Origin of the sequence: Superficieibacter sp. (genome assembly GCF_032071645.1) — a bacterium.
In the GTDB taxonomy this organism is placed as follows: domain Bacteria; phylum Pseudomonadota; class Gammaproteobacteria; order Enterobacterales; family Enterobacteriaceae; genus Superficieibacter.
Genome location: NZ_DAMAPU010000019.1, coordinates 21,962 through 44,499 on the forward strand (window position 1 = coordinate 21,962; position 22,538 = coordinate 44,499).

A 22,538-nucleotide genomic window follows, 5' to 3' on the forward strand; every position below is an offset into this window, starting at 1 on the left:
GTATCAGGCCTCCCGGCTACGCGCACACATCATCGTAGCTTCACAAACAACTTTACCGTCAACCAGCGCCACGCCTTTAAAGCGGGTCAGTCCACGGCGGGTTTTTTCGAAAGTGACTTCCATGATCATTTGATCGCCAGGCACGACCGGACGCTTAAAGCGCGCTTCGTCAATACCTGCGAAATAGTACAGCTCGCCCGGCTCCAGTTTACCCACGCTTTTAAACGCCAGAATACCCGTAGCCTGTGCCATTGCTTCCAGAATCAGCACGCCGGGGAAAATCGGCTTGCCTGGAAAATGGCCCTGAAAAAATGGCTCATTTACGGAGACATTTTTTACTGCGCGCAGAAAACGACCTTCTTCAAAGTCCAGCACGCGATCTACCAGCAAGAACGGAAAGCGATGCGGCAGAAGCTCAAGAATCTCTTCAATATGCAGAGTATGAGTGTCAGTAGTCAAAATACTCTTCCTGTCTAAATATAATGAACAGCAATAATAACACGGCCTGTGGCAATCTGATGAATGCCGACAGGCCGGAATGTTCAGACATCTTCTGATGAAGCGTTAGTCTTGTTGATTGACCTTGCGCTCAATAGCCTTGAGGCGCTTGCTCATATCATCAATATTCATCACCAGAGCGGCGGTTTTACGCCATGTCTTATTGGGCTGCAGCGGGATACCTGAGGAGTAAACGCCCGGTTCAGTAATAGGACGCATGACCATACCCATTCCCGTCACCGTTACCTTATCGCAGATTTCCATGTGCCCGTTGATTACGCTAGCGCCGCCAATCATGCAGTAACGGCCAATTTTCAGGCTGCCTGCCATAATGACGCCGCCCGCAACTGCGGTATTGTCGCCAATCACAACGTTATGTGCAATCTGGCACTGGTTATCAATAATCACGCCATTGCCGATAATAGTGTCATCCAGCGCACCACGATCGATAGTGGTACATGCGCCGATCTCTACGCGATCGCCAATAATAACCCGGCCAAGCTGCGGGATCTTCACCCAGTTACCGCGATCGTTGGCGTAACCAAAGCCGTCGGAACCGATCACCGTACTGGACTGGATCAGGCAATTTTCGCCGATCTCAACTTCATGGTAAATGCTAACGTTAGCCCATAGTCTTGAACCCGCACCGATCTTCGTCTTTTTACCGACGAAGCAACCCGCGCCAATAACCACGTTATCGCCAAGCGTTACGTCGGATTCGATCACCGCATTTGCGCCAATGGAGACGTTGTTACCCAGCGTCGCCGTGGCATCAATGACCGCACTCGGCGCAATATCCTGCGCTGGCTGTGGCGTGGTATCGAGTATTTGCGCCATCCGGGCGTAAATCAGGTAGGGATTTTTCACTACCAGCGCCGCGCTTTTCGCAAACGGAAGATCGTCGGGGGTCATAACGACAGCGGATGCCTGGCAAGCTGCCAGGTGTTCACGGTATTTAGGATTTACCATGAAGGTGATGTGACCTGCCTGGGCAGATTGCATGGACGCAACGGCGGTGATGACGATATCGCCATCACCGTGTAATTCTGCATCCAACTGCTGTGCTAAGTCAGCCAGTCGAATTGAAGGCATTACTTATTTAACCTGTTTCAGCACATCAGCGGTGATGTCTTTAACATCGCTGCTGTTGTAAGCAACGGTATTTGCGTCGACAACCAGATCGATGCTCTGGCTGCTGGCAACGGATTTCACTGCAGTCTGGATGCGAGTGACCAGTTTGCCGCGTTCTTCGTTAGAACGACGCGCGCGATCTTTCTCAAAAGCCTGTGCTTTTTGAGCGAAGGTCTGACGCTGTGACATGACGTCTTTTTCCAGCTTGTTGCGGTCAGCACCAGCTTTCATAGACTGTAAGCGCTGCATTTTGCTCTGCAGGTCGCCTTCCATTTTCTGCAGCTCAGATGCGCGGCCTTTAAACTCATTTTCCAGAGTGTTGGAGACGCCCGTTTTCTGTGCTACCTGTTGGAACAGGCTTCCCATGTTAACAATCGCGATTTTGTCCGCTGCCTGAGCAGAAGTAACCATTGCTAAACCGAGACCTGCCGCTAATAACCACTTTTTCACAATAAACTCCTTACCATCCCATTGATACCCGCAGGTATCGTTCTTTGCGTGACCAGACGACCCCGGAAGGGATCGGCTGAAATCAACGCTACACTGCAATTGCATTCCTTTGCGAGAAGCAATTACCAGGTTTTACCGATGTTAAACTGGAATTGCTCAGATTTGTCTCCATCGTACTTTTTGAATGGTTGGGCGTAGGAGAAGACCAACGGCCCCAATGGGGACATCCATTGTAATGCGATACCGGCGGACATACGGATATTACTCGGATCGCCGTAGTCCGGTATATCTGACGACACAGAAGACGTATCCCAGTTAGTATCCCAGACGGTACCCATATCCCAGAAGAATGAGGTACGGACCGAATTGGCATATTTTTCACTGATGAACGGCGTCGGCGTGATGAACTCAAGGCTGGCAACGGCCATGGCGTTACCGCCCACAGCATCGTTAGACTTACAGATATCACTCGCACCGTTTTCTACTGCGCAATCGTAATCATCGTCATCGTCGTAATCACGGACCGAATGCGGATAGTAAACCGCTTTAGGACCGATAGTATTCGACTGGAAGCCACGCACCGTGCTTGAACCACCCGCGTAGAAGTTCTCATAGAACGGCAGTTCTTTATCACCTAATCCGTCGCCATAACCCACTTTAGTACGGCCCAGAACAACCCATTTGTGGTCGTCATCGATCGGCACGTAGGTCGCGGTATCCAGCGTTGCTTTGTAGTATTCGTTGTCAGAACCCGGAATGGTCACTTTGCCATTCAGGTTGACACGCGTACCTTCCGTCGGGAAGAAGCCACGGTCAAGCTTGTTATAGGTCCAGCCGTAGTTAAAGGTGAAATCATCTGATTTAAAGCTATTGTCCTGGTCAGACGTACTTGGGTTTTCACCCATTGAATTCAGATAACGCCACATTGCCACCTGCGGCTCCATGTTAGACAGGGAGTTATGCACGTAGCCCACGCCGGTACGCAGGGTGTTGTATTCGTTAATCGGGAAGCCGAGCGTTAAATCCGTACCGTAACTTTTGTTGGTATAGCCGGAGAGATCCGCATCGTCCGCTTCGAAGTCGTTATAGAACACACGACCACCGAGGCTAACGCCGTCAACGGTAAAGTACGGGTTGGTAAGCGACAGCTCGGTATAGGTCTGGTAATCGTTTTTGGTACCGTTGATACCCACGGAGTAACCCGTACCTAACCAGTTATCCTGTTGCACGCCTGCCTGGAAGCTAACGCCGCTTTCAGTACCGTAGCCAACGCCGAAGTTAAAGCTACCGGTGTTACGCTCTTTGACTTTATAGACCACATCAACCTGATCCGGACGACCCGGAACACGCTGGGTATCGGTGTCCACCGTTTCGAAATAGCCGAGACGGTTCAGACGCTCTTTACCCTGATCGACGAGATCGCTACCCAGCCACGCCCCTTCCATCTGGCGCATTTCGCGACGCAGAACGGCATCTTTCGAGGTGTCGTTGCCTTCAAAGCGGATCTTACGCACGTAGTAACGATTACCGGCATCAACGTTGACGCGCAGTTTAACCGTCTTGTCTGCATCGTTGATTTCCGGCTGCGACTGCACGCGCGGGTAGGCGTAACCATAGCGACCAAGAAGCTTTTTAATGTCGTCTTCCATTTTGGTCACTTTGGTGCCGTTATAAAGCTCGCCCGGCTCAATTTTTGTCAGGCTTTCAATCTCTGCGGAATGTCCGGCCAGATTGCCGCTGACTTCAACACCCGACAGCTTGTACTGATCGCCTTCGGTGATGTTCACCGTCACGTAGATGCCTTTTTTGTCCGGCGTCAGGCTGACCTGGGTGGAGTCGATATTAAAGCGCGCATAGCCGCGATCGAGATAGTAACTGCGCAGGGTTTCAAGGTCGCCCGCCAGTTTTTGCTTCTGATATTTACGATCGCCAACCACGTTCCACCACGGAACTTCATCACGCAACTGGAAATGCGAGATCAGTTCTTCCGTACTGAAGGCCTGGTTGCCGACAATATTGATTTGCTGAATCTGAGCCGAGACGCCTTCCTGGAATACCAGCTTCAGGTCAACACGGTTGCGTGGCAGCGGGGTAACAACCGCTTTCACGCTGGCACTGTATTTACCCACGCTGTAGTAGAAGTCTTCAAGACCCTTTTCTATGTCGGAGAGGGTGGTGCGATCGAGGGATTCACCCACGCGCACGCCAGAGGCTTCAAGGTTTTGCTTGAGCATGTCATCTTTCACCGATTTGTTACCGGAGAAAGTGATGCTGGCAATCGTTGGACGCTCCTTCACCTGGATTAGCAGCGTGTCCCCATCGCGCAGGACGCGAACGTCCTCAAAGTTGCCGGTGGAAAATAAGCTGCGGATGATCTCACTGATGTCATCGTCATTGACCGTGTCACCAGTATGTACAGGTATACTCAGGAGGGCCGCACCAACAGCGACTCGCTGCAGGCCTTCGAAATGAATGTCCTTCACTACGAACCCTTCAGCACCGTATACGGTGGCGCTGCTGAACAGCAGCGACGCTATAAGCAACTTTTTCATCGCCATCGTTATTATGCGTTCTTCCTAACACTCTCTCTTACAACCGAGAGAAATCATTGAAAAGTGCAAGCCCCATTAACAACACCAGCAAAATCGAGCCAATGCGATAACTAAAGTCTTGAACTCGCTCGGATACCGGGCCGCCTTTTAGCTTTTCAATCGCTAAAAACAGCAGATGACCCCCGTCAAGAACGGGTAGCGGGAACAGGTTGATAATACCCAGATTTACGCTGATGAGCGCGAGGAACATCAGATAGTAAATCAACCCAAACTCCGCCGACATTCCAGCCCCCTGAGCGATTGAGATCGGCCCACTAAGGTTGTTCAGTTTTACGTCACCGGTTATCAATTTTCCCAGCATCCTGACCGTAAGCGACATCAACTGCCACGTTTTATCCGTGGCCTGGGCGATGGCGCTAAACGGCCCATACTGGCGTACTGTTTTGTACTCATCGGGGAGTGGGATAATCTTCGGTACCACTCCCGCAAACCCTTCATCCTTATCACCGGGTTTTGTATCTGGTATTAACGTCAAAGACAAGGGGCTACCCTGCCTTTCTATCTCCAGTGCCAACCCTTTGCCGGGGTTATCGCGCACCAGTGTAACAAAAGTCATCCACTGTGTGAGCGGTTGACCATCGACTTTAACGATCCTGTCGCCTGCTTGCAAACCCGCTTTTTGCGCGGCAGAGCCATTCTGAACTTCTGCCAGCACTGATTCTATCTGCGCTCCGCGCGGACGTATACCCAGAGAAGCAACCGGATCTTCTTTATCGGGTTCAAAATGCCAGTTACGCAAGTCGAGAACTTTTTGCTGCCGACTGTCGCTGCCAAAAGGCGCAACGGTCACGGTAGTTTGTTCTTCGCCGATTTTAGCCACCAGTTCCAGACGCACAGCATCCCAGTCAGGCGTTTCGATGCCGTCAACGGCTTTAAGTTCCGTACCAGGTGCAATTTGTGCTTCTGCGGCGACCGAATTGGGTGTTATCTCACCAATTACCGGGCGAACGCCGGGTACGCCGATAATAAATACCAGCCAGTAAGCAAAGATAGCAAAGATGAAATTGGCGATGGGACCAGCAGCAATCACGGCGGCGCGTTGCCCTGGCGTTTTATTATTGAAAGCGTAATGGCGCATTTCCGGCGCAACCGGTTCAACGCGCTCATCCAACATTTTGACATAGCCGCCCAGCGGGATCAGGGCGATAACAAATTCGGTGCCCTGGCGATCGGTACGCCGCCAGAGCGCCTTGCCAAAACCGATAGAAAAACGTTCAACGCGGACGCCACAACGACGAGCTACCCAGAAATGGCCAAATTCATGCACGGTGATCAGTACACCCAGCGCTACGATGAACGCGGCCAGATTCCAGAGAATGCTCAGCATAAAACCTTCCGTTAAATCGTCCTGAAGACTAATAGCAACAGGCAGGCAAAGACCGGTACCGCTGCCGTCAGGCTATCGATACGATCCAGAATACCCCCGTGCCCTGGGATCAAATGACCGCTGTCCTTAATACCTGCTTCACGCTTAAACATACTTTCCGTCAGATCGCCCAGCACCGACGCCAGCGCGGCGACAACGGAGCAAATCAGCAACGTTGCGGGCGCAACCTCCAGGTTAGCCCACTGCCCGTAGGCCCAGGAGATAATTGCCGCCGTCACCAGACCGCCAAAAAAGCCCTGCCAGGTTTTTCCCGGTGAGACTTTCGGTGCCAGCTTATGTTTGCCAAACAGTTTGCCAAACATATACGCGCCAGAATCCGCGCCCCAGACCAGGATCATAACATAGAGTAGCCACAGCGCGCCGCTATAGGGATTGACCGTGTAGTGCCAGGCGCGCAGCACCACCATTCCCCAGAAAAAAGGAATAATGGTCAACACACCGAAAATCAGGCGCAGCGTTTTTGAATTGCGCCACACTGCGGCGGAACCCGGATAGAATAACACCAGCACCAGCGCGACAATCCACCAGGCCAGCGACGCCCAAAGGGAAAGCTCAATGACCGGTTGATGAATATTATGATGATACTCCGGTAGCATGAACAGCATCAGCGCCAGCAAAAGTCCGCATAAGACCGCCAGCCAGACACGCTGCGTTCTGGAGGTAAAACCACTCAGCTGCCCCCATTCCCACGCGGCCAGCATACACACAACCAGCGTTACGATACCAAAGCCCATCGGGGGCAATAAAAACAGCGCCGCAATGACAACGGGAATCAGTACAAAAGCAGAAATCAGGCGATACTTCAGCAAAAGCTACCCCCATCAGGCATTGTCAACACCGGAGTCTGTGCCGCCGAAGCGACGCTCTCGATTGGCAAAAGCATGCAGCGCACCTTCAAAGTCTTGTTCATCGAAATCAGGCCAAAGAACATCCGTAAAGTAAAGTTCGGCATAGGCAATTTGCCACAGCAAAAAGTTACTGATGCGATGCTCTCCCCCTGTCCTAATTACCAAATCTACAGGAGCCAGCTCATGCATGCAGATTTGCTGACTTAGCATCTCTTCATCAATTTGTTCGGCACGCAGGCGACCTTCCTGAACCTGCACAGCGAGCTGCTGAACTCCCTGAATAATATCCCAGCGTCCGCCATAGTTAGCGGCAATGTTTAACGTTAGTCCGGTATTATTTCCGGTTAACGCTTCGGCTTTGTGGATACGCTCCTGAAGGCGCGCGTTAAACCGGCTGATATCGCCGATGATACGCAAACGGACATTATGACGGTGCAGACTTTTGACTTCGCTGTCCAGCGCCCATACAAATAACTCCATTAACGCGCTCACTTCCTGTGCGGGACGATTCCAGTTTTCACTACTAAAAGCGTACAGCGTTAACGCATCTATGCCGTTATTAGCCGCAAAAGAAACTGCACGCCGGACAGATTTCGCTCCGGCTTTGTGCCCGAAAGCGCGGATCTTTCCCTGTCTCTTCGCCCAGCGACCATTGCCATCCATGATTATCGCAACATGACGACAGCCATGCGCAGGCAAACTTTCGCCGATTGGTTGATTAGCAGACAACATAACGCGTTTTAGTCCATAAAAGGGATTAGCGATGCCCCGGAATTGCGACGCTTTTTCGTAAAAAAGCCGTGTGAAACCACGGCTCACGAGATTGCAAATTAATAATAATCCGCAATCAGGTGGCGCAGACTATATCACTGAAGCACAGCGCTAACAAATACCACAACCGTACGTACGTGGATAATCATCAGCGGGTGTGACGTATCACCTGCTGTTGTGCAATCTCACGCGCCGTTGCATCTACAGCCAGCACATCCTCAATACTCTGCGGTTCGCGTGCGCTAATCTGTTCCAGAACGGCCAGATTGAGGGCGGCAATATCCGTAAAGCGGATCTGCGAGGCTAAAAACGCGGCGACGACGATCTCATTGGCTGCATTCAACGCCGTCGTTAATGCCTGTCCCTGTTCAAACGCTTGCATCGCCAGTTTCAGGCAGGGGTAGCGGTCATAATCAGGCGCGGCAAAACTCAGCTGGCTCAGCTTGCAAAAATCCAGCGGCTTCACGCCTGAAGCAACGCGCGCGGGCCAGCCCATGGTATGGGCGATAGGCGTGCGCATATCCGGCTCACCTAACTGGGCCAGTACGCTGCCGTCGCGATAGCGCACCATCGAGTGGATCACCGACTGCGGATGGATTAAGACTTCCATCTGCTGCGCTGAAGCGTTGAACAGCCAGCGGGCTTCAATGTATTCCAGACCTTTGTTCATCATGGTGGCCGAATCGACAGAGATTTTACGCCCCATCGACCAGTTCGGATGACGGCAAGCCTGATCCGGCGTCATCGCCGCCAGTTCAGAAATTGCCGTTTCGCGAAACGGGCCACCTGACCCGGTGAGCAAAATCGATGAAACGCCATTTTGCTCAAGATCAGCGTACCCCAGGTTGTGTTGAATTGTTTCCGGCAAACTCTGAAAAATGGCGTTATGTTCACTATCAACTGGCAGCAACTGCGCTTCACTGCTCCTGACCGCCTCCATAAACAGGCGTCCGCAGGTCACCAGCGACTCTTTATTTGCCAGCAGCACCGTTTTACCGGCGCGGATGGCCGCAAGCGTAGGCACCAGTCCGGCTGCACCGACGATGGCCGCCATAACCTGATCGACATCGCTTAAGGAAGCCATATCGCTGGCGGCCTGCTGACCGCTTAACACCTCGGTCCGACAGCCGTTTTCGCGCAGCGTCTGTTGCAACATCCGCGCGCTGGACGCGTCGTCCATCACCGCATAACGAGGGGAAAACTCCAGGCACTGCTCAACCATACGCGCCACATTTTTGCCCGCGACCAGGGCGGTAACAGAAAAGGCGTCGGGATTGTGGCGAACCACATCGAGCGTGCTACAGCCAATAGAGCCGGTTGAACCCAGAACGGTTAGTTGCTTCATGAGGCGTCCAGGAGAGATAAGACAGTATCAATACCCCAGCGTTGAGGTACACAGAAAGCAAAACGCCGCCAGCGAAACCGGAGGCTTCCTGTACGGCGTTAACGTTATTACGGCAAATCAGAACTGCATCAGCTCTGCTTCTTTCTCTGCCAGCGCCGCATCGACTTTTTTGATTGCGGCGTCAGTCATTTTCTGCACGTCATCCTGAGAACGACGATCGTCGTCTTCGCTGATTTCTTTCTCTTTCAGCAGCGCTTTAACTTTGTCATTTGCATCGCGACGCACGTTACGTACGGAGACACGCGCCTGTTCAGCTTCGCCACGCACGATTTTGGTGAGATCGCGACGACGTTCTTCGGTCAGCGGCGGCAGCGGAACGCGGATGTCGCTGCCCGCAGAGCTTGGGTTCAGGCCGAGGTCAGAAGCCATAATGGCTTTTTCAACTGCCGCGCTCAGAGTACGGTCAAATACGTTGATTTTCAGCGTACGGGAATCTTCAACGGTCACGCTTGCCAGCTGACGCAGCGGCGTTGGCGCACCGTAATATTCCACAACGATGCCGTCCAGCAGGCTTGGAGAAGCGCGGCCAGTGCGGATTTTACTGATTTGGTTTTTGAACGCTTCTACGCATTTTTCCATGCGCACTTCAGCATCTTTTCTGATATCGCTAATCACGTTACGAATCCTTGAAAACTTGTCTCAGACAGACCAGACGGTAGCACGGTTGTGCTAAGTATAGTCCTGTTTAAAATATGCCACCGGGTAAGTGACCTGCGTAATTAAAGCGGAATCTTACCCGGAATTGGCCTCGACGGAAATTATTCCGTAATCAGAGTGCCTTCTTTTTCGCCCATGACGACGCGACGCAGTGCGCCAGGCTTGTTCATGTTGAAGACACGAATCGGTAATTTATGGTCACGTGCCAGCGTAAACGCGGCCAGATCCATCACTTTCAGTTCTTTATCCAGCACTTCATTATACGACAGCTGATCGTACATGGTTGCCGACGGATCTTTTGCCGGATCGGCAGTAAACACGCCATCAACTTTGGTTGCTTTCAGCACCACGTCCGCTTCTATTTCAATGCCACGCAGGCAGGCAGCGGAGTCGGTGGTAAAGAACGGATTACCGGTACCGGCGGAGAGGATCACCACGCGGTTATTACGCAGCAGGCTAATCGCTTCGGCCCAGCTGTAGTTATCACATACGCCATTAAGCGGAATGGCGGACATCAGGCGAGCGTTCACATAGGCGCGATGGAGCGCATCACGCATAGCGAGACCGTTCATAACCGTAGCCAACATGCCCATGTGGTCGCCCACAACGCGGTTCATACCCGCTTTCGCCAGGCCAGCCCCACGGAACAGATTACCGCCACCAATCACCACACCAACCTGAATACCCAGTTCAACCAGTTCTTTGATTTCCTGAGCCATGCGATCGAGTATGCTTGCGTCAATACCGAAGCCTTCCGAACCCTGCAGAGCTTCGCCACTTAACTTAAGCAGAATGCGTTTATAGACGGGTTTTGCATTGGTAGCCATGTTTCTTTCCTGAGACTGTCAACGAGTGAGATAAGTGAATTCCGGCGACATTGTACGTCGCTTCCAGCACCGCCACTATAAGAGTCTGTCCCATTAGGCTATTTTACCTGCCAATGACGCCTGGTGGGATCAGCTCCCGGTGGTTAGCTGATTTTACAAGATGGGCACAAAAAGAAGCCGCCCTCAGGCGGCTCCTTAAAAAATTAAGACTGCTTGGACATCGCAGCAACTTCTGCTGCAAAGTCAGTCTCAACTTTCTCAATGCCTTCACCCACTTCAAAGCGGATGAAGCCAGTTACGTCGGCATTGTGCTCTTTCAGCAGCTGGCCAACAGATTTGCTCGGGTCCATAACGAAAGGCTGACCGGTCAGAGAAACTTCGCCGGTGAATTTCTTCATGCGGCCTTCAACCATTTTCTCTGCGATTTCTTTCGGCTTGCCGGACTGCATCGCGATGTCGAGCTGAACCTGGTATTCTTTTTCTACAACTTCAGCAGAAACGTCTTCCGGTTTTACGAATTCAGGCTTGCTTGCAGCAACGTGCATGGCGAGGTGCTTAACCAGCTCTTCGTCAGCGCCAGTGGCGGCAACCAGAACACCGATACGCGCGCCGTGCTGGTAAGAACCCAGTACATCACCTTCCAGTGCAGCAACGCGACGGATGTTGATGTTTTCACCGATTTTAGCAACCAGTGCAACGCGCTCTTCTTCGAACTGCGCTTTCAGCACATCAACGTCAGTGATTTTGCCAGCAACAGCGGCGTCCAGCACTTTGTCAGCAAATGCCTGGAAACCACCATCTTTAGCAACGAAGTCAGTCTGGCAGTTAACTTCCAGAATGATGGCATATTTGCCGTCGATGCGGGTTTTGATCACGCCGTCAGCAGCCACGTTGCCTGCTTTTTTCGCAGCTTTGATCGCGCCAGATTTGCGCATGTTTTCGATTGCCAGCTCGATGTCGCCCTGCGCTTCGGTCAGTGCTTTTTTGCAATCCATCATGCCTGCGCCGGTACGCTCACGCAGCTCTTTTACCAGGGATGCGGTAATTTCAGCCATTCTAAAATCCTCGGGAGATTTGATCTGCCCGGCATTAAACCGTACAGATTTAAAAGTGAAAAAGGGGCCATGAAAAGGCCCCTAACCAAACGTGATACTACCTGGTCTATAAGGGGGCTCTGTCGAGCGTGCCTTATTATTCAGCTTCTACGAAGCTTTCTTCCGCCTGGGAAGCCAGATCCTGTGAACGGCCTTCACGAACGGTAGTTGCAACAGCACTCAGGTACAGGGTAACAGCACGGATTGCGTCGTCGTTACCAGGGATAACGAAGTCAACGCCGTCTGGATCAGAGTTGGTATCAACGATAGCAAATACCGGAATACCCAGGTTGTTTGCTTCTTTGATAGCAATGTGCTCGTGGTCAGCATCGATAACAAACAGAGCGTCCGGCAGACCGCCCATGTCTTTGATACCGCCCAGGCTGTTTTCCAGTTTGTCCAGCTCACGGGTGCGCATCAGCGCTTCTTTCTTGGTCAGCTTCTCGAAAGTGCCGTCCTGAGACTGAGTTTCCAGGTCTTTCAGACGTTTGATGGACTGACGAACGGTTTTCCAGTTAGTCAGCATACCGCCCAGCCAGCGATGGTTCACGAAGAACTGGTCGCAGCTATTAGCAGCATCTTTCACCGCTTCGCTTGCAGCGCGTTTAGTACCAACGAAAAGGATTTTGCCTTTGCGAGATGCAATCTTGTTCAGTTCAGCCAGAGCGTCGTTGAACATCGGTACAGTCTGCTCAAGGTTAATGATGTGAACTTTGTTACGCGCACCGAAGATGAACGGCTTCATTTTCGGGTTCCAGTAACGGGTCTGGTGACCGAAGTGAACACCAGCCTTGAGCATGTCGCGCATGGAAACAGTTGCCATGATTTAAAACCTCTATAGTAAAATTGGGGTTAAGCCTCCACGCATCCCATATTACCGACCCCAAAGGGCACCCCGGAATATGTGCCGATACGTGTGTGTTGTTACACAAAGTGAGATTTGTCGCTTCAGTCCATCTTGTGCATACGAAATGGAACGGAAGTCCGGCGCGCTTTATACCATAAATCCGCCACGGACACCAACAGTTGTTGACGTTGGGTGCGGTTAATCATTCTCAATTTGGCAGGCCGCGCCTCACGCTGTTAACATTGGCATCACTAATACACAATGATTGTCGAATCTTTCGGCACTGATGGACAAAATCCATGGCAATTTCTCTTAAATCACCTGAAGACATTGAAAAAATGCGCGTCGCGGGCCGTCTGGCTGCTGAAGTGCTGGAAATGATCGCCCCGCATGTCAAACCGGGCATCAGCACTGGCGAACTCGATCGCCTGTGCAACGACTATATCGTAAACGAACAGAAAGCGGTTTCTGCCTGCCTTGGCTATCACGGCTTTCCAAAATCTGTCTGTATCTCTATTAATGAAGTGGTGTGCCACGGCATTCCTGACGACGCCAAGCTGTTAAAAGACGGCGATATCGTCAACATCGACGTGACGGTCATTAAAGATGGCTTCCACGGCGATACCTCGAAAATGTTTATCGTCGGGAAACCGACGATTCTCGGCGAGCGTCTGTGCCGCATCACCCAGGAAAGCCTGTATCTGGCGCTGAAAATGGTTAAGCCGGGCGTTAATCTGCGTGAAATTGGCGCAGCCATCCAGAAATTCGTTGAGGCGGAAGGATTCTCGGTGGTACGCGAATACTGCGGTCACGGGATCGGTCGCGGCTTCCATGAAGAGCCGCAGGTGCTGCACTACGATTCCCGTGAAACCGATGTCGAGCTAAAAGCGGGTATGACCTTCACTATTGAACCGATGGTCAACGCGGGCAAGAAAGAAATCCGCAGCATGAAAGATGGCTGGACGGTGAAAACCAAAGACCGGAGCTTGTCTGCACAATACGAGCATACTATTGTGGTGACAGAGAACGGCTGCGAAATTCTGACGTTACGCAAGGATGACACCATCCCGGCGATAATCTCGCACAACAGCTAATACGAAGCCGGCGACCGCCGGCTTTTTTAATGGTCATCGTTTTTTCTTATGGGTGGCGCGATGAGTTATACCTTACCTGAGCAGCACGCAAACACGGCCCTCCCCACGCTGCCCGGCCAGCCTGAAAACCCCTGCGCCTGGCCAGAAACGGCTCTCACGTGTACCGACATCAAAGCGCATATCGATCGCTTCCAGCACTGGCTGGGCGAAGCGTTTGATAACGGCATCTCCGCCGAGCAGTTAATTGACGCGCGAACCGAGTTTATCGACCAGCTCCTGCAACGATTGTGGCTGCATTATGGCTTCGGGCAACTGGGCGATCTGGCGCTGGTGGCGGTCGGCGGCTACGGGCGCGGCGAACTGCATCCGCTTTCTGACATCGATCTGCTGATTTTAAGCCGTAAAAAGCTGCCGGATGAGCAGGCGCAAAAAGTCGGCGAACTGCTGACTCTGCTGTGGGACGTTAAGCTGGAAGTCGGTCACAGCGTGCGCACGCTGGAAGAGTGTTTGCTGGAAGGGTTATCTGATTTAACCGTCGCCACCAACCTGATTGAAACCCGCCTGCTGATCGGCGACGTAGCGCTATTTCTTGAGCTGCAAAAACACATTTTCAGTGAAGGATTCTGGCCTTCCGGGACGTTTTTTGCCGCGAAAGTGGAAGAACAGAATGTTCGCCACCAGCGCTATCACGGCACCAGCTACAATCTGGAGCCGGACATCAAAAGCAGCCCCGGCGGGCTGCGCGACATTCACACCCTGCAATGGGTGGCGCGTCGCCATTTTGGTGCCACCTCGCTCGACGAAATGGTCGGCTTCGGGTTTTTAACCCAGGCCGAGCGCGCCGAACTCAACGAATGCCTGCACATCCTGTGGCGCATTCGTTTTGCGCTGCATCTGGTGGTCAGCCGCTACGATAATCGCCTGCTGTTTGATCGTCAGCTCAGCGTCGCCCAGCGTCTCAACTACAGCGGCGAAGGCAACGCGCCGGTTGAGCAAATGATGAAAGATTTCTTCCGCGTCACCCGTCGGGTCAGCGAACTGAATCAGATGCTCCTTCAGCTTTTTGATGAGGCGATTCTCGCCCTGCCCGCCGACGAAAAGCCCCGCCCGATTGATGATGAATTCCAGTTGCGCGGAACGCTGATCGACCTGCGTGATGACACGCTGTTTATCCGCGAGCCGGAAGCGATCCTGCGCATGTTTTACATTATGGTACGCAACAGCGCCATTACTGGCATCTACTCCACCACCCTGCGCCACCTGCGCCACGCCCGCCGCCATCTGAAACAGCCGCTGTGCTATATCCCGGAGGCGCGCGCGCTGTTCCTGAGTATGCTGCGCCATCCAGGTGCGGTCAGCCGTGGCCTGCTGCCAATGCATCGGCATAGCGTTCTATGGGCCTATATGCCGCAGTGGTCGCACATTGTCGGGCAGATGCAGTTTGACCTGTTCCACGCCTATACCGTCGATGAGCACACCATCCGCGTGATGCTGAAGCTGGAAAGCTTTGCTAAAGAAGAAACGCGCCAGCGTCACCCGCTGTGCGTCGATCTGTGGCCACGTCTGACGCACCCGGAACTGATCCTCATTGCCGCCCTGTTCCACGATATCGCCAAAGGACGCGGTGGCGATCACTCGGTGCTCGGCGCGCAGGACGTGCTGACCTTTGCCGAACTCCACGGTCTGAACTCACGTGAAACGCAGCTGGTTGCGTGGCTGGTGCGCCAGCACCTGCTGATGTCGGTCACCGCCCAGCGCCGCGATATTCAGGACCCGGAAGTCATTAAACAGTTTGCTGAAGAGGTGCAGACCGAAAACCGCCTGCGCTTTTTAGTCTGCCTGACCGTCGCCGATATCTGCGCCACCAATGAAACCCTGTGGAATAGCTGGAAGCAGAGTCTGTTGCGCGAACTCTATTTTGCGACCGAAAAACAGCTGCGGCGGGGAATGCAAAACACGCCGGATATGCGCGAGCGCGTGCGCCATCACCAGCTTCAGGCGCTGGCGCTGCTGCGGATGGATAACATTGATGAAGAGGCGCTGCATCAAATATGGGCGCGTTGCCGCGCCAACTACTTTGTGCGCCACACGCCAAACCAGCTCGCCTGGCACGCGCGTCACCTGATGCAGCACGATCTCAGCAAGCCCATGATCCTGCTAAGCCCGCAGGCCACGCGCGGCGGTACGGAAATCTTCATCTGGAGCCCGGACCGCCCTTACCTTTTCGCCGCCGTCTGCGCCGAGCTGGACAGGCGTAATCTGAGCGTTCACGACGCACAAATTTTCACCACCCGCGACGGCATGGCGATGGACACCTTTATCGTACTGGAGCCGGACGGCAGCCCGCTATCGGGCGACCGCCATGAAGCGATCCGCTTCGGGCTGGAGCAGGCGATCACCCAGCACAGTTGGCAACCGCCGCAGCCGCGTCGTCAGCCCGCCAAACTGCGTCATTTTACCGTTGATACGGAGGTCAATTTTCTGCCCACCCACACCGACAGAAAATCGTTCCTGGAGCTGATCGCCCTCGACCAGCCCGGACTGCTGGCGCGCGTCGGCCAGGTTTTTGCCGATCTGGGAATTTCGCTGCACGGGGCCAGAATTACAACCATTGGCGAGCGAGTAGAAGATTTATTCATAATCGCCACAGCGGACCGGCGTGGCCTTAATAATGCGCTGCAACTTGAGGTGCAACAACGGTTGACAGCGGCCCTCAATCCAAACGATAAAGGATAGTGTGTTTATTTTTATGGAAAGAGTTTAACAATGCAGCAGTTACAGAACGTTATTGAGACCGCTTTTGAACGCCGTGCCGACATCACTCCGGCGAATGTGGACACCGTCACTCGCGAAGCGGTAAACCAGGTTATCGCTCTGCTTGATTCCGGCGCGCTGCGCGTCGCAGAGAAGATCGACGGCCAGTGGGTCACGCATCAGTGGCTAAAGAAAGCGGTACTGCTCTCTTTCCGTATTAACGATAACCAGGTTATCGACGGTGCGGAAAGCCGCTACTTCGATAAAGTGCCGATGAAATTCGCCGATTACGATCAGGCGCGCTTCCAGAAAGAAGGTTTCCGCGTGGTGCCACCTGCCGCCGTGCGTCAGGGCGCGTTTATCGCCCGTAACACCGTGCTGATGCCGTCCTACGTCAACATCGGCGCTTACGTGGATGAAGGCTCAATGGTGGATACCTGGGCTACCGTCGGCTCCTGCGCGCAGATCGGTAAAAACGTTCATCTCTCCGGCGGCGTCGGCATTGGCGGCGTACTGGAGCCGTTGCAGGCAAACCCGACCATCATCGAAGATAACTGCTTTATCGGCGCGCGCTCTGAAGTCGTGGAAGGCGTAATCGTTGAAGAAGGCTCCGTCATCTCGATGGGCGTTTACATCGGTCAGAGCACCCGTATTTATGACCGTGAAACTGGCGAAGTACATTACGGTCGCGTACCGGCAGGCTCCGTCGTTGTTTCCGGCAACCTGCCGTCAAAAGATGGCACCTACAGCCTGTACTGCGCGGTGATTGTGAAAAAAGTCGATGCCAAAACCCGTGGCAAAGTCGGCATCAACGAACTGCTGCGTACCATCGATTAGTCATTCAGCCGGGTTACATGACGTAACCCGGCGTTTTACCTCATGGACAATGATCCCACGAAAGAATCTTACACCGGGCGCTACTGCCGGTCTGCTACGGCAATCACGATAGCCTCCGCCCCCCCCTAATACAGCCTTATCAGCGAGACATTAACCGCAGCGGGCATCAACATTCTGTTCAATGCCGAAACGCAAATCGCCACCCCGCAGCGGCGTCGGCAGTTTGTACTGCTATGCGGCTGAACTGTCGACCAGAAGAACTTATTTAGCCGGAAAACGCGGCGCGCGTTTGCCCTCTGCTGGTGGGCAGCCCGACATTCCTCCAGCCTGTGATGGCGATACAGTATTGCTGATATAAAACAGGTAATTTTTTAAAAATTAAGCCATTATAAAACCAGAGGACGAGGCTTTCCCGCGATCCGAATAGCTGTGCAAAATCCGATGTGCTGAAAGATTAGATAGTAAAATTCACTGATTCTCTTTGAGGTACCGCTATGTACGACAATCTGAAAAGTCTGGGCATTACCAATCCTGATGAAATTGATCGTTACAGCCTCCGGCAGGAAGCCAACAACGATATTCTGAAAATCTATTTTCATAAGGACAAGGGCGAATTCTTCGCCAAAAGCGTGAAGTTTAAGTATCCGCGCCAGCGGAAAACCGTGGTCGCTGACGGTGTAGGACAGGGTTACAAAGAAGTGCAGGAGATCAGCCCGAACCTGCGTTATGTCATCGATGAACTCGATCAGATTTGCCAGCGGGATCGCAGCGATGTCGATCTGAAACGCAAGATCCTTGACGATCTACGTCATCTGGAAAGCGTGGTTGCCAATAAAATCACCGAGATTGAGGCCGATCTGGAAAAACTGACGCGCAATAAATAACGTTTCCCAACCCCGGTGAGTATCACCGGGGTGTCATCACTGCGGCTGCTCATCGAGCTGCAACGCAACGTACAGCAGCAGCCGGTCGTCAAAATTTCCCAAATCCAGCCCGGTCAGTTCAGAAATCCGGTTCAGCCGGTATTCCAGCGTATTACGGTGAATAAACAGCGCCTTGGACGTCGCCAGCGGCTGCACGTTATGACGAAACCACGCCTGCAATGTCCGGCGCAGCAGGCCGTTGTTGTCCATCGCCTTCAGCCGGGCCAGCGGACGCGCCAGTTCGTTGGCCTGCCAGCCACCGCGCAGGCTGTCGAGCAGCACCGGCAGCATTAAATCCTGATAAAAATAGCTCCGGTTTTCCGGCATCCGCTGCTTGCCCACCATCATAGTGGTGCGGGCGGTGCGGTACGAGCGCGCAATGCTGCCAGGCCCGGTGAAGTAATTCCCCAGCGCCACACGAAAACGCAGTTGCCCGTTCTCTTTCATGCGTGAAATCAACTGTTCAACGCGCTTGCGGTGATCTTCTGCATCCCAGCGCCCGAACTGATTGAGCGCTGGTTTCAGCACCACCATTTCGGTCAGCGAGACAATGGCGATCAGATTATTACGCTCCGGGGTAGTCAGCGCGCTTTGCAACTGCTGTAGCTCCGCCATCGCGCTGTCCACGCCGAGCTGGCCGCTGTCCACTTCCAGCACCGCCACCACGCGCGGCTGATTGAGGTCGATGCCCAGACGCTGCGCCCACTCGGTCAGCGCGGGAGTATGTTCTTCGGCCTGGATCAGGTTCATCACTAGCTCTTCTCGCAGGCGGCTGTCCTGAGCCAGCAGGTGCATCAGGCGGGATTGCTCCAGCATCATTTCGGCCGTCATGCACACCAGTTCGCCGTACTTGCGCAGCGTTTCCGGCTCGCCCGTCAGACCGATAACCCCGACAATTTCCCCTTCCAGGCGCAGCGGCAGGTTGATCCCCTGACGCACCCCGTGCAGGTGTCTTGCCACCGCATCGTCGATATCCACCACCCTTCCCTGAGACAGCACCAGTAGCGCGCCTTCGTGCAATTCCCCAACGCGCTCGCGATCGCCGCTGCCAATAATGCGCCCACGGGCATCCATTACGTTGATATTGGTATCAATGATGCGCATCGTGCGCGCCACGATATCCTGTGCCATTTTGGTATCAAGATGCCAGCCAGCCATGTAACCCTCCCGTAAACAGTGCTCCAGAATAAGGAAGATAGCACGGCGCTGCATTGTGCAAATGCACAAAGGCAAGGAGAGAAGTATGGAGTTGTGGCGAGCCTCACAAATTGTGAGTTGAAGCCCCTCCCCTGACGAGAGGAGGGGCTGAAGGATTACTGTCGGAGCAGATAAATAGTGGAGTCGCCGCGCTGAATATTCAGCGCCAGCACGCTCGGTTTGCCTTCGAAAATTTTCCGCAGGTCAGCGATATTTTTAACCGCTTTCTGGTTGGCGCCGATAATCACGTCACCTTTCTTCAGGCCAATTTGAGCTGCCGGAGAGTTGGCTTTGACGGTATTGACCACCACGCCTTTATCCTGGCCTTTATTACTCATTTCCGCGCCTTCGATATCGTTAAAGATGGTGCTGGAATCGACCTGATTCTGGCTGCTCTGCTGAAGCTCCAGGCTTACCTCAAGCGGTTTGCCGTCGCGCAGCAGGCCGAGGGTGATTTTGGTGCCGATCGGCATCGTGCCAACCTGGGCACGCATCGCGGCAAAGCTGCTGATAGGCTTACCGTTAAGGGAGGTAATCACGTCCCCGGCTTTAATCCCGGCTTTATGCGCCGCAGAGTTTGGCATCACCTCACTGACAAACGCCCCGCGCTGGGCATCAACGCCCATCGCTTTCGCCAGTTCGGAGTTCAGTTCGGTGCCGAGAATCCCCAGCTCGCCGCGTTTCACCTGACCAAATTCAACCATCTGGGAGGTCAGGCTTTTCACCATGTTGCTCGGAATAGCAAAACCGATGCCGATGTTGCCGCCGTCCGGTGCCAGAATCGCGGTGTTGATGCCGATCAGTTCACCGTTCAGGTTAACCAGCGCGCCACCGGAGTTACCCCGGTTGATCGCCGCATCGGTCTGGATAAAGTTTTCATAGTTTTGCGCGTTCAGGCCGCTACGGCCCAGCGCGGAGACGATCCCGGAGGTGACCGTTTCACCGAGACCAAACGGGTTCCCGATAGCAACCGTATAGTCGCCAACGCGCAGCGCGTCGGAATCCGCCAGTTTAATCGCCGTCAGGTTTTTCGGCTCCTGAATCTGGATCAGGGCGATATCAGAACGCGGATCTTTGCCCACCATTTTCGCGTCGAGCTTACGACCATCGCTTAACTGAACTTTGATCGTCGTGGCGTTTTCCACGACGTGGTTGTTGGTGACCACATAACCTTTAGCTGCATCAATAATAACCCCGGAGCCGAGCGCCATAAATTTCTGTTGCTGCTGGCCCCCGCCGTTGCCTCCCGGCGCGCCACCCTGACAGAACGGCGAGTTCTGGAACGGCGAGCCGTCCTCACAGAAAGGGGAATTATCGCCGAAGAACTGCTGGAAGTTACGCGGCAGACGTGGCGTATTCACGCTGGTGCTGCCTTCAACGTTAATACTCACTACAGAAGGCATGATTTTTTCAAGCATCGGAGCCAGACTCGGCATCTGCTGCGCGGTCGCCGTCGCCGTCGGCGCAGTGGCCTCTGCGCTCGCCAGCGGGGATAACGCCAAACTTAAACTGAATGCCAGTGCGCTCATTGCTAATGTGGTCTTTTTCATCTTTTCCGTCTCAATTTCAGTTAATGCAAGCCGCTATGTGTGATGTTCAGATTCACTTTATAGCGCGAAGTTCCGCAATTAAGTGACTGGAAAAAGTAAAAATTTATTGTCCGTCTTTACAAATCTTAGCGCTTATTCCACCGCCATCAGGCGGCGATATTCATCCCAGGCATACAGATCGGTCATTCCACTGATGTAATCCTGGATCAGACGGCAACGGTAGTAATATTCCAGCACCGGAAACTCCGCGCTCTCACGCTCAAGTTTATTCACCGCTTCCACATATGCCAGCCGATGGCGCGTGGAAAGTTTATGAAACAGGCGTGATTCAATCGGCAAACGCCGCAGCCGTTCTTTTTCCACCAGCTCGCTGAAATCCGCCAGCGATAACTGTAATAACGGCTGATAGATCTCCAGCAGGCCACGGATCACGCGGTAGCCCTGTAATTCAAGCTGTTCGACATCGGGATGGCTAAATACATGCTGCACCGCGACGCTTTTATATAACTCAAGCAGCTGGCTGAACGCGCTGTCGTCCTCAAGTAACGCATGATTAAATTCGCCGTCAAAAATTTCAGGCAGATGATCAATAAAGCGCGCCGCCGCATACGGCACCAGTTTATTCAGGGTATTGACCCGCAAATACATAAAGAACTGGTCTTCCGTACTGCGGCTTAAGGAATTAGAGCGGGATTTCTCCCATGCATTTTCAACGACCTGCGCAAACAGCGAGCCTTTTTCATGCGTGCCCCAGGCGTCGTGTAAATGCTGATAAAGTTGCTCAACGCTGAAAATACGTTTTTCTACGGCATCTTCGAGGTCAGCGACGCAATATGAAATATCGTCCGCCGCCTCCATAATCCATGTCAGAGGAAAACGGCTGAAGGGAGCCAATTCAAGCTCGTGGCGCAGCCGCTCAATATAAGCTTCCTCTGACAAATAATAGCCCGGCTTTTTCATCAGATAATTATGCGACGGCGGAATTTCCTCCGCCCACCACGCCGGACGGGTATATTTCAGAATACAGCCGACCTGCGCCCACGTCAGATTCATCCGCATCAGGGTCTGCACCAGGCGAATGCCCTGGGCATTGCCCTCAAAATGACACAAATCCTGGCGCACTTTGCGGCGCAGATCGTTCAGACTTTCCTCGCCTTCGCGCACGCGCAGCGCCGCAACCTGGCAGAGGTCTTCATCCGGCGGCCTGGCGGCATCAGCGGGAGTCAGACGCTGGCTGAACCAGTCGTTAATTGCCGCCTCGCCAAAATGCCCAAACGGCGGATTGCCGATGTCATGCATCAGGCAGGCCATCTCCACGATGCTCTCAAAAGGCCCGGTCAGTTCATCAAGACCACAGGCGGCAAGCTGACGCTGTTCTTTAAGACGACTGAGCACCTCTTTGGCGATATAGCGCCCTACCTGCTGCACTTCCATTGAGTGCGTCAGGCGAGTACGCACCGCCGCGTTACGCTCCAGCGGGAAAACCTGGGTTTTTTGTTGCAGACGGCGGATTGCCGGAGAGTTAATGATCCGCCCGCGATCGCTTTCAAAAATGCGCAGGATCTCGTGCTCCGTCTTCACTCCGGTGGGCGAACGGTAGCGGCGATGCCAGTTAATTTTTCTACGGAAATCGATGTGTGCCATATTCTCTCCCGC

At 53.4% G+C, this 22,538-nt stretch carries 19 protein-coding genes; 4 read left to right on the plus strand and 15 right to left on the minus strand.

The window, feature by feature from the left end; all coding sequences use genetic code 11:
- Positions 1-3: 3 nt before the first annotated feature.
- The 12 genes from fabZ to rpsB all read right to left on the minus strand — a co-directional run bounded on the left by fabZ (position 4) and on the right by rpsB (position 12,503).
- On the minus strand, positions 4-459 hold the full coding sequence (fabZ, locus tag RT197_RS20310; RefSeq protein WP_006817227.1) for a 3-hydroxyacyl-ACP dehydratase FabZ: 456 nt from the start codon (positions 457-459) through the stop codon (positions 4-6).
- A gap of 105 nt (positions 460-564) precedes the next feature.
- Entirely contained in the window at positions 565-1,590 is a 1,026-nt protein-coding gene (gene lpxD / locus RT197_RS20315) for a UDP-3-O-(3-hydroxymyristoyl)glucosamine N-acyltransferase (protein WP_312952997.1), read from the minus strand.
- A 3-nt stretch (positions 1,591-1,593) separates the two neighbouring features.
- Complete coding sequence (gene skp, locus RT197_RS20320) at positions 1,594-2,079, minus strand: molecular chaperone Skp (RefSeq protein ID WP_312952998.1); 486 nt, start codon at positions 2,077-2,079, stop codon at positions 1,594-1,596.
- A 122-nt stretch (positions 2,080-2,201) separates the two neighbouring features.
- Positions 2,202-4,637 carry an outer membrane protein assembly factor BamA gene (bamA, locus tag RT197_RS20325; RefSeq protein ID WP_312952999.1) on the minus strand — a complete coding sequence of 812 codons (2,436 nt, stop codon included), beginning with the start codon at positions 4,635-4,637 and terminating at the stop codon, positions 2,202-2,204.
- 31 nt (positions 4,638-4,668) lie between these two features.
- Positions 4,669-6,018, minus strand: coding sequence for a sigma E protease regulator RseP (gene rseP / locus RT197_RS20330; RefSeq protein ID WP_312953000.1), 1,350 nt, complete (start codon positions 6,016-6,018; stop codon positions 4,669-4,671).
- A gap of 11 nt (positions 6,019-6,029) precedes the next feature.
- The gene (cdsA, locus tag RT197_RS20335; RefSeq protein WP_312953001.1) at positions 6,030-6,887 is read right to left on the minus strand and encodes a phosphatidate cytidylyltransferase; all 858 of its coding nucleotides are present in this window, start codon (positions 6,885-6,887) and stop codon (positions 6,030-6,032) included.
- 12 nt (positions 6,888-6,899) lie between these two features.
- Positions 6,900-7,658 carry a (2E,6E)-farnesyl-diphosphate-specific ditrans,polycis-undecaprenyl-diphosphate synthase gene (gene ispU / locus RT197_RS20340; RefSeq protein ID WP_312953002.1) on the minus strand — a complete coding sequence of 253 codons (759 nt, stop codon included), beginning with the start codon at positions 7,656-7,658 and terminating at the stop codon, positions 6,900-6,902.
- A gap of 187 nt (positions 7,659-7,845) precedes the next feature.
- Positions 7,846-9,042, minus strand: a complete 1,197-nt coding sequence (ispC, locus tag RT197_RS20345) for a 1-deoxy-D-xylulose-5-phosphate reductoisomerase (protein ID WP_312953003.1) — start codon at positions 9,040-9,042, stop codon at positions 7,846-7,848.
- A gap of 117 nt (positions 9,043-9,159) precedes the next feature.
- Positions 9,160-9,717, minus strand: coding sequence for a ribosome recycling factor (gene frr, locus RT197_RS20350; RefSeq protein ID WP_312953004.1), 558 nt, complete (start codon positions 9,715-9,717; stop codon positions 9,160-9,162).
- Between the two features lie 143 nt (positions 9,718-9,860).
- Complete coding sequence (pyrH, locus tag RT197_RS20355) at positions 9,861-10,586, minus strand: UMP kinase (RefSeq protein WP_047346409.1); 726 nt, start codon at positions 10,584-10,586, stop codon at positions 9,861-9,863.
- Between the two features lie 203 nt (positions 10,587-10,789).
- Positions 10,790-11,641, minus strand: a complete 852-nt coding sequence (tsf, locus tag RT197_RS20360) for a translation elongation factor Ts (RefSeq protein WP_312953007.1) — start codon at positions 11,639-11,641, stop codon at positions 10,790-10,792.
- A gap of 136 nt (positions 11,642-11,777) precedes the next feature.
- Entirely contained in the window at positions 11,778-12,503 is a 726-nt protein-coding gene (gene rpsB, locus RT197_RS20365) for a 30S ribosomal protein S2 (RefSeq protein ID WP_103678247.1), read from the minus strand.
- A gap of 323 nt (positions 12,504-12,826) precedes the next feature.
- Here rpsB and map point away from each other — a divergent pair, with 323 nt between their 5' ends.
- From map to RT197_RS20385, 4 genes are all read left to right on the plus strand, one after another.
- Entirely contained in the window at positions 12,827-13,621 is a 795-nt protein-coding gene (gene map, locus RT197_RS20370) for a type I methionyl aminopeptidase (protein WP_312953008.1), read from the plus strand.
- A gap of 60 nt (positions 13,622-13,681) precedes the next feature.
- Positions 13,682-16,357, plus strand: coding sequence for a bifunctional uridylyltransferase/uridylyl-removing protein GlnD (gene glnD, locus RT197_RS20375; RefSeq protein ID WP_312953009.1), 2,676 nt, complete (start codon positions 13,682-13,684; stop codon positions 16,355-16,357).
- A 30-nt stretch (positions 16,358-16,387) separates the two neighbouring features.
- A complete protein-coding gene (gene dapD, locus RT197_RS20380) occupies positions 16,388-17,212 on the plus strand; it encodes a 2,3,4,5-tetrahydropyridine-2,6-dicarboxylate N-succinyltransferase (protein WP_312953010.1) in 825 nt (274 codons plus the stop codon).
- 494 nt (positions 17,213-17,706) lie between these two features.
- Positions 17,707-18,096 (plus strand): DUF3461 family protein, encoded by a 390-nt coding sequence (locus RT197_RS20385; RefSeq protein WP_312953011.1) that lies wholly within the window; start codon positions 17,707-17,709, stop codon positions 18,094-18,096.
- A 36-nt stretch (positions 18,097-18,132) separates the two neighbouring features.
- On the opposite strand, the gene cdaR is transcribed toward RT197_RS20385, so the two are convergent.
- From cdaR to dgt, 3 genes are all read right to left on the minus strand, one after another.
- Positions 18,133-19,293, minus strand: coding sequence for a DNA-binding transcriptional regulator CdaR (cdaR, locus tag RT197_RS20390; RefSeq protein ID WP_312953012.1), 1,161 nt, complete (start codon positions 19,291-19,293; stop codon positions 18,133-18,135).
- 155 nt (positions 19,294-19,448) lie between these two features.
- Positions 19,449-20,882 carry a serine endoprotease DegP gene (gene degP / locus RT197_RS20395; protein WP_312953013.1) on the minus strand — a complete coding sequence of 478 codons (1,434 nt, stop codon included), beginning with the start codon at positions 20,880-20,882 and terminating at the stop codon, positions 19,449-19,451.
- A gap of 132 nt (positions 20,883-21,014) precedes the next feature.
- Positions 21,015-22,526: a dGTPase gene (gene dgt / locus RT197_RS20400; RefSeq protein ID WP_312953014.1), complete on the minus strand. Its 1,512-nt coding sequence runs from the start codon at positions 22,524-22,526 to the stop codon at positions 21,015-21,017.
- Positions 22,527-22,538: the final 12 nt, after the last annotated feature.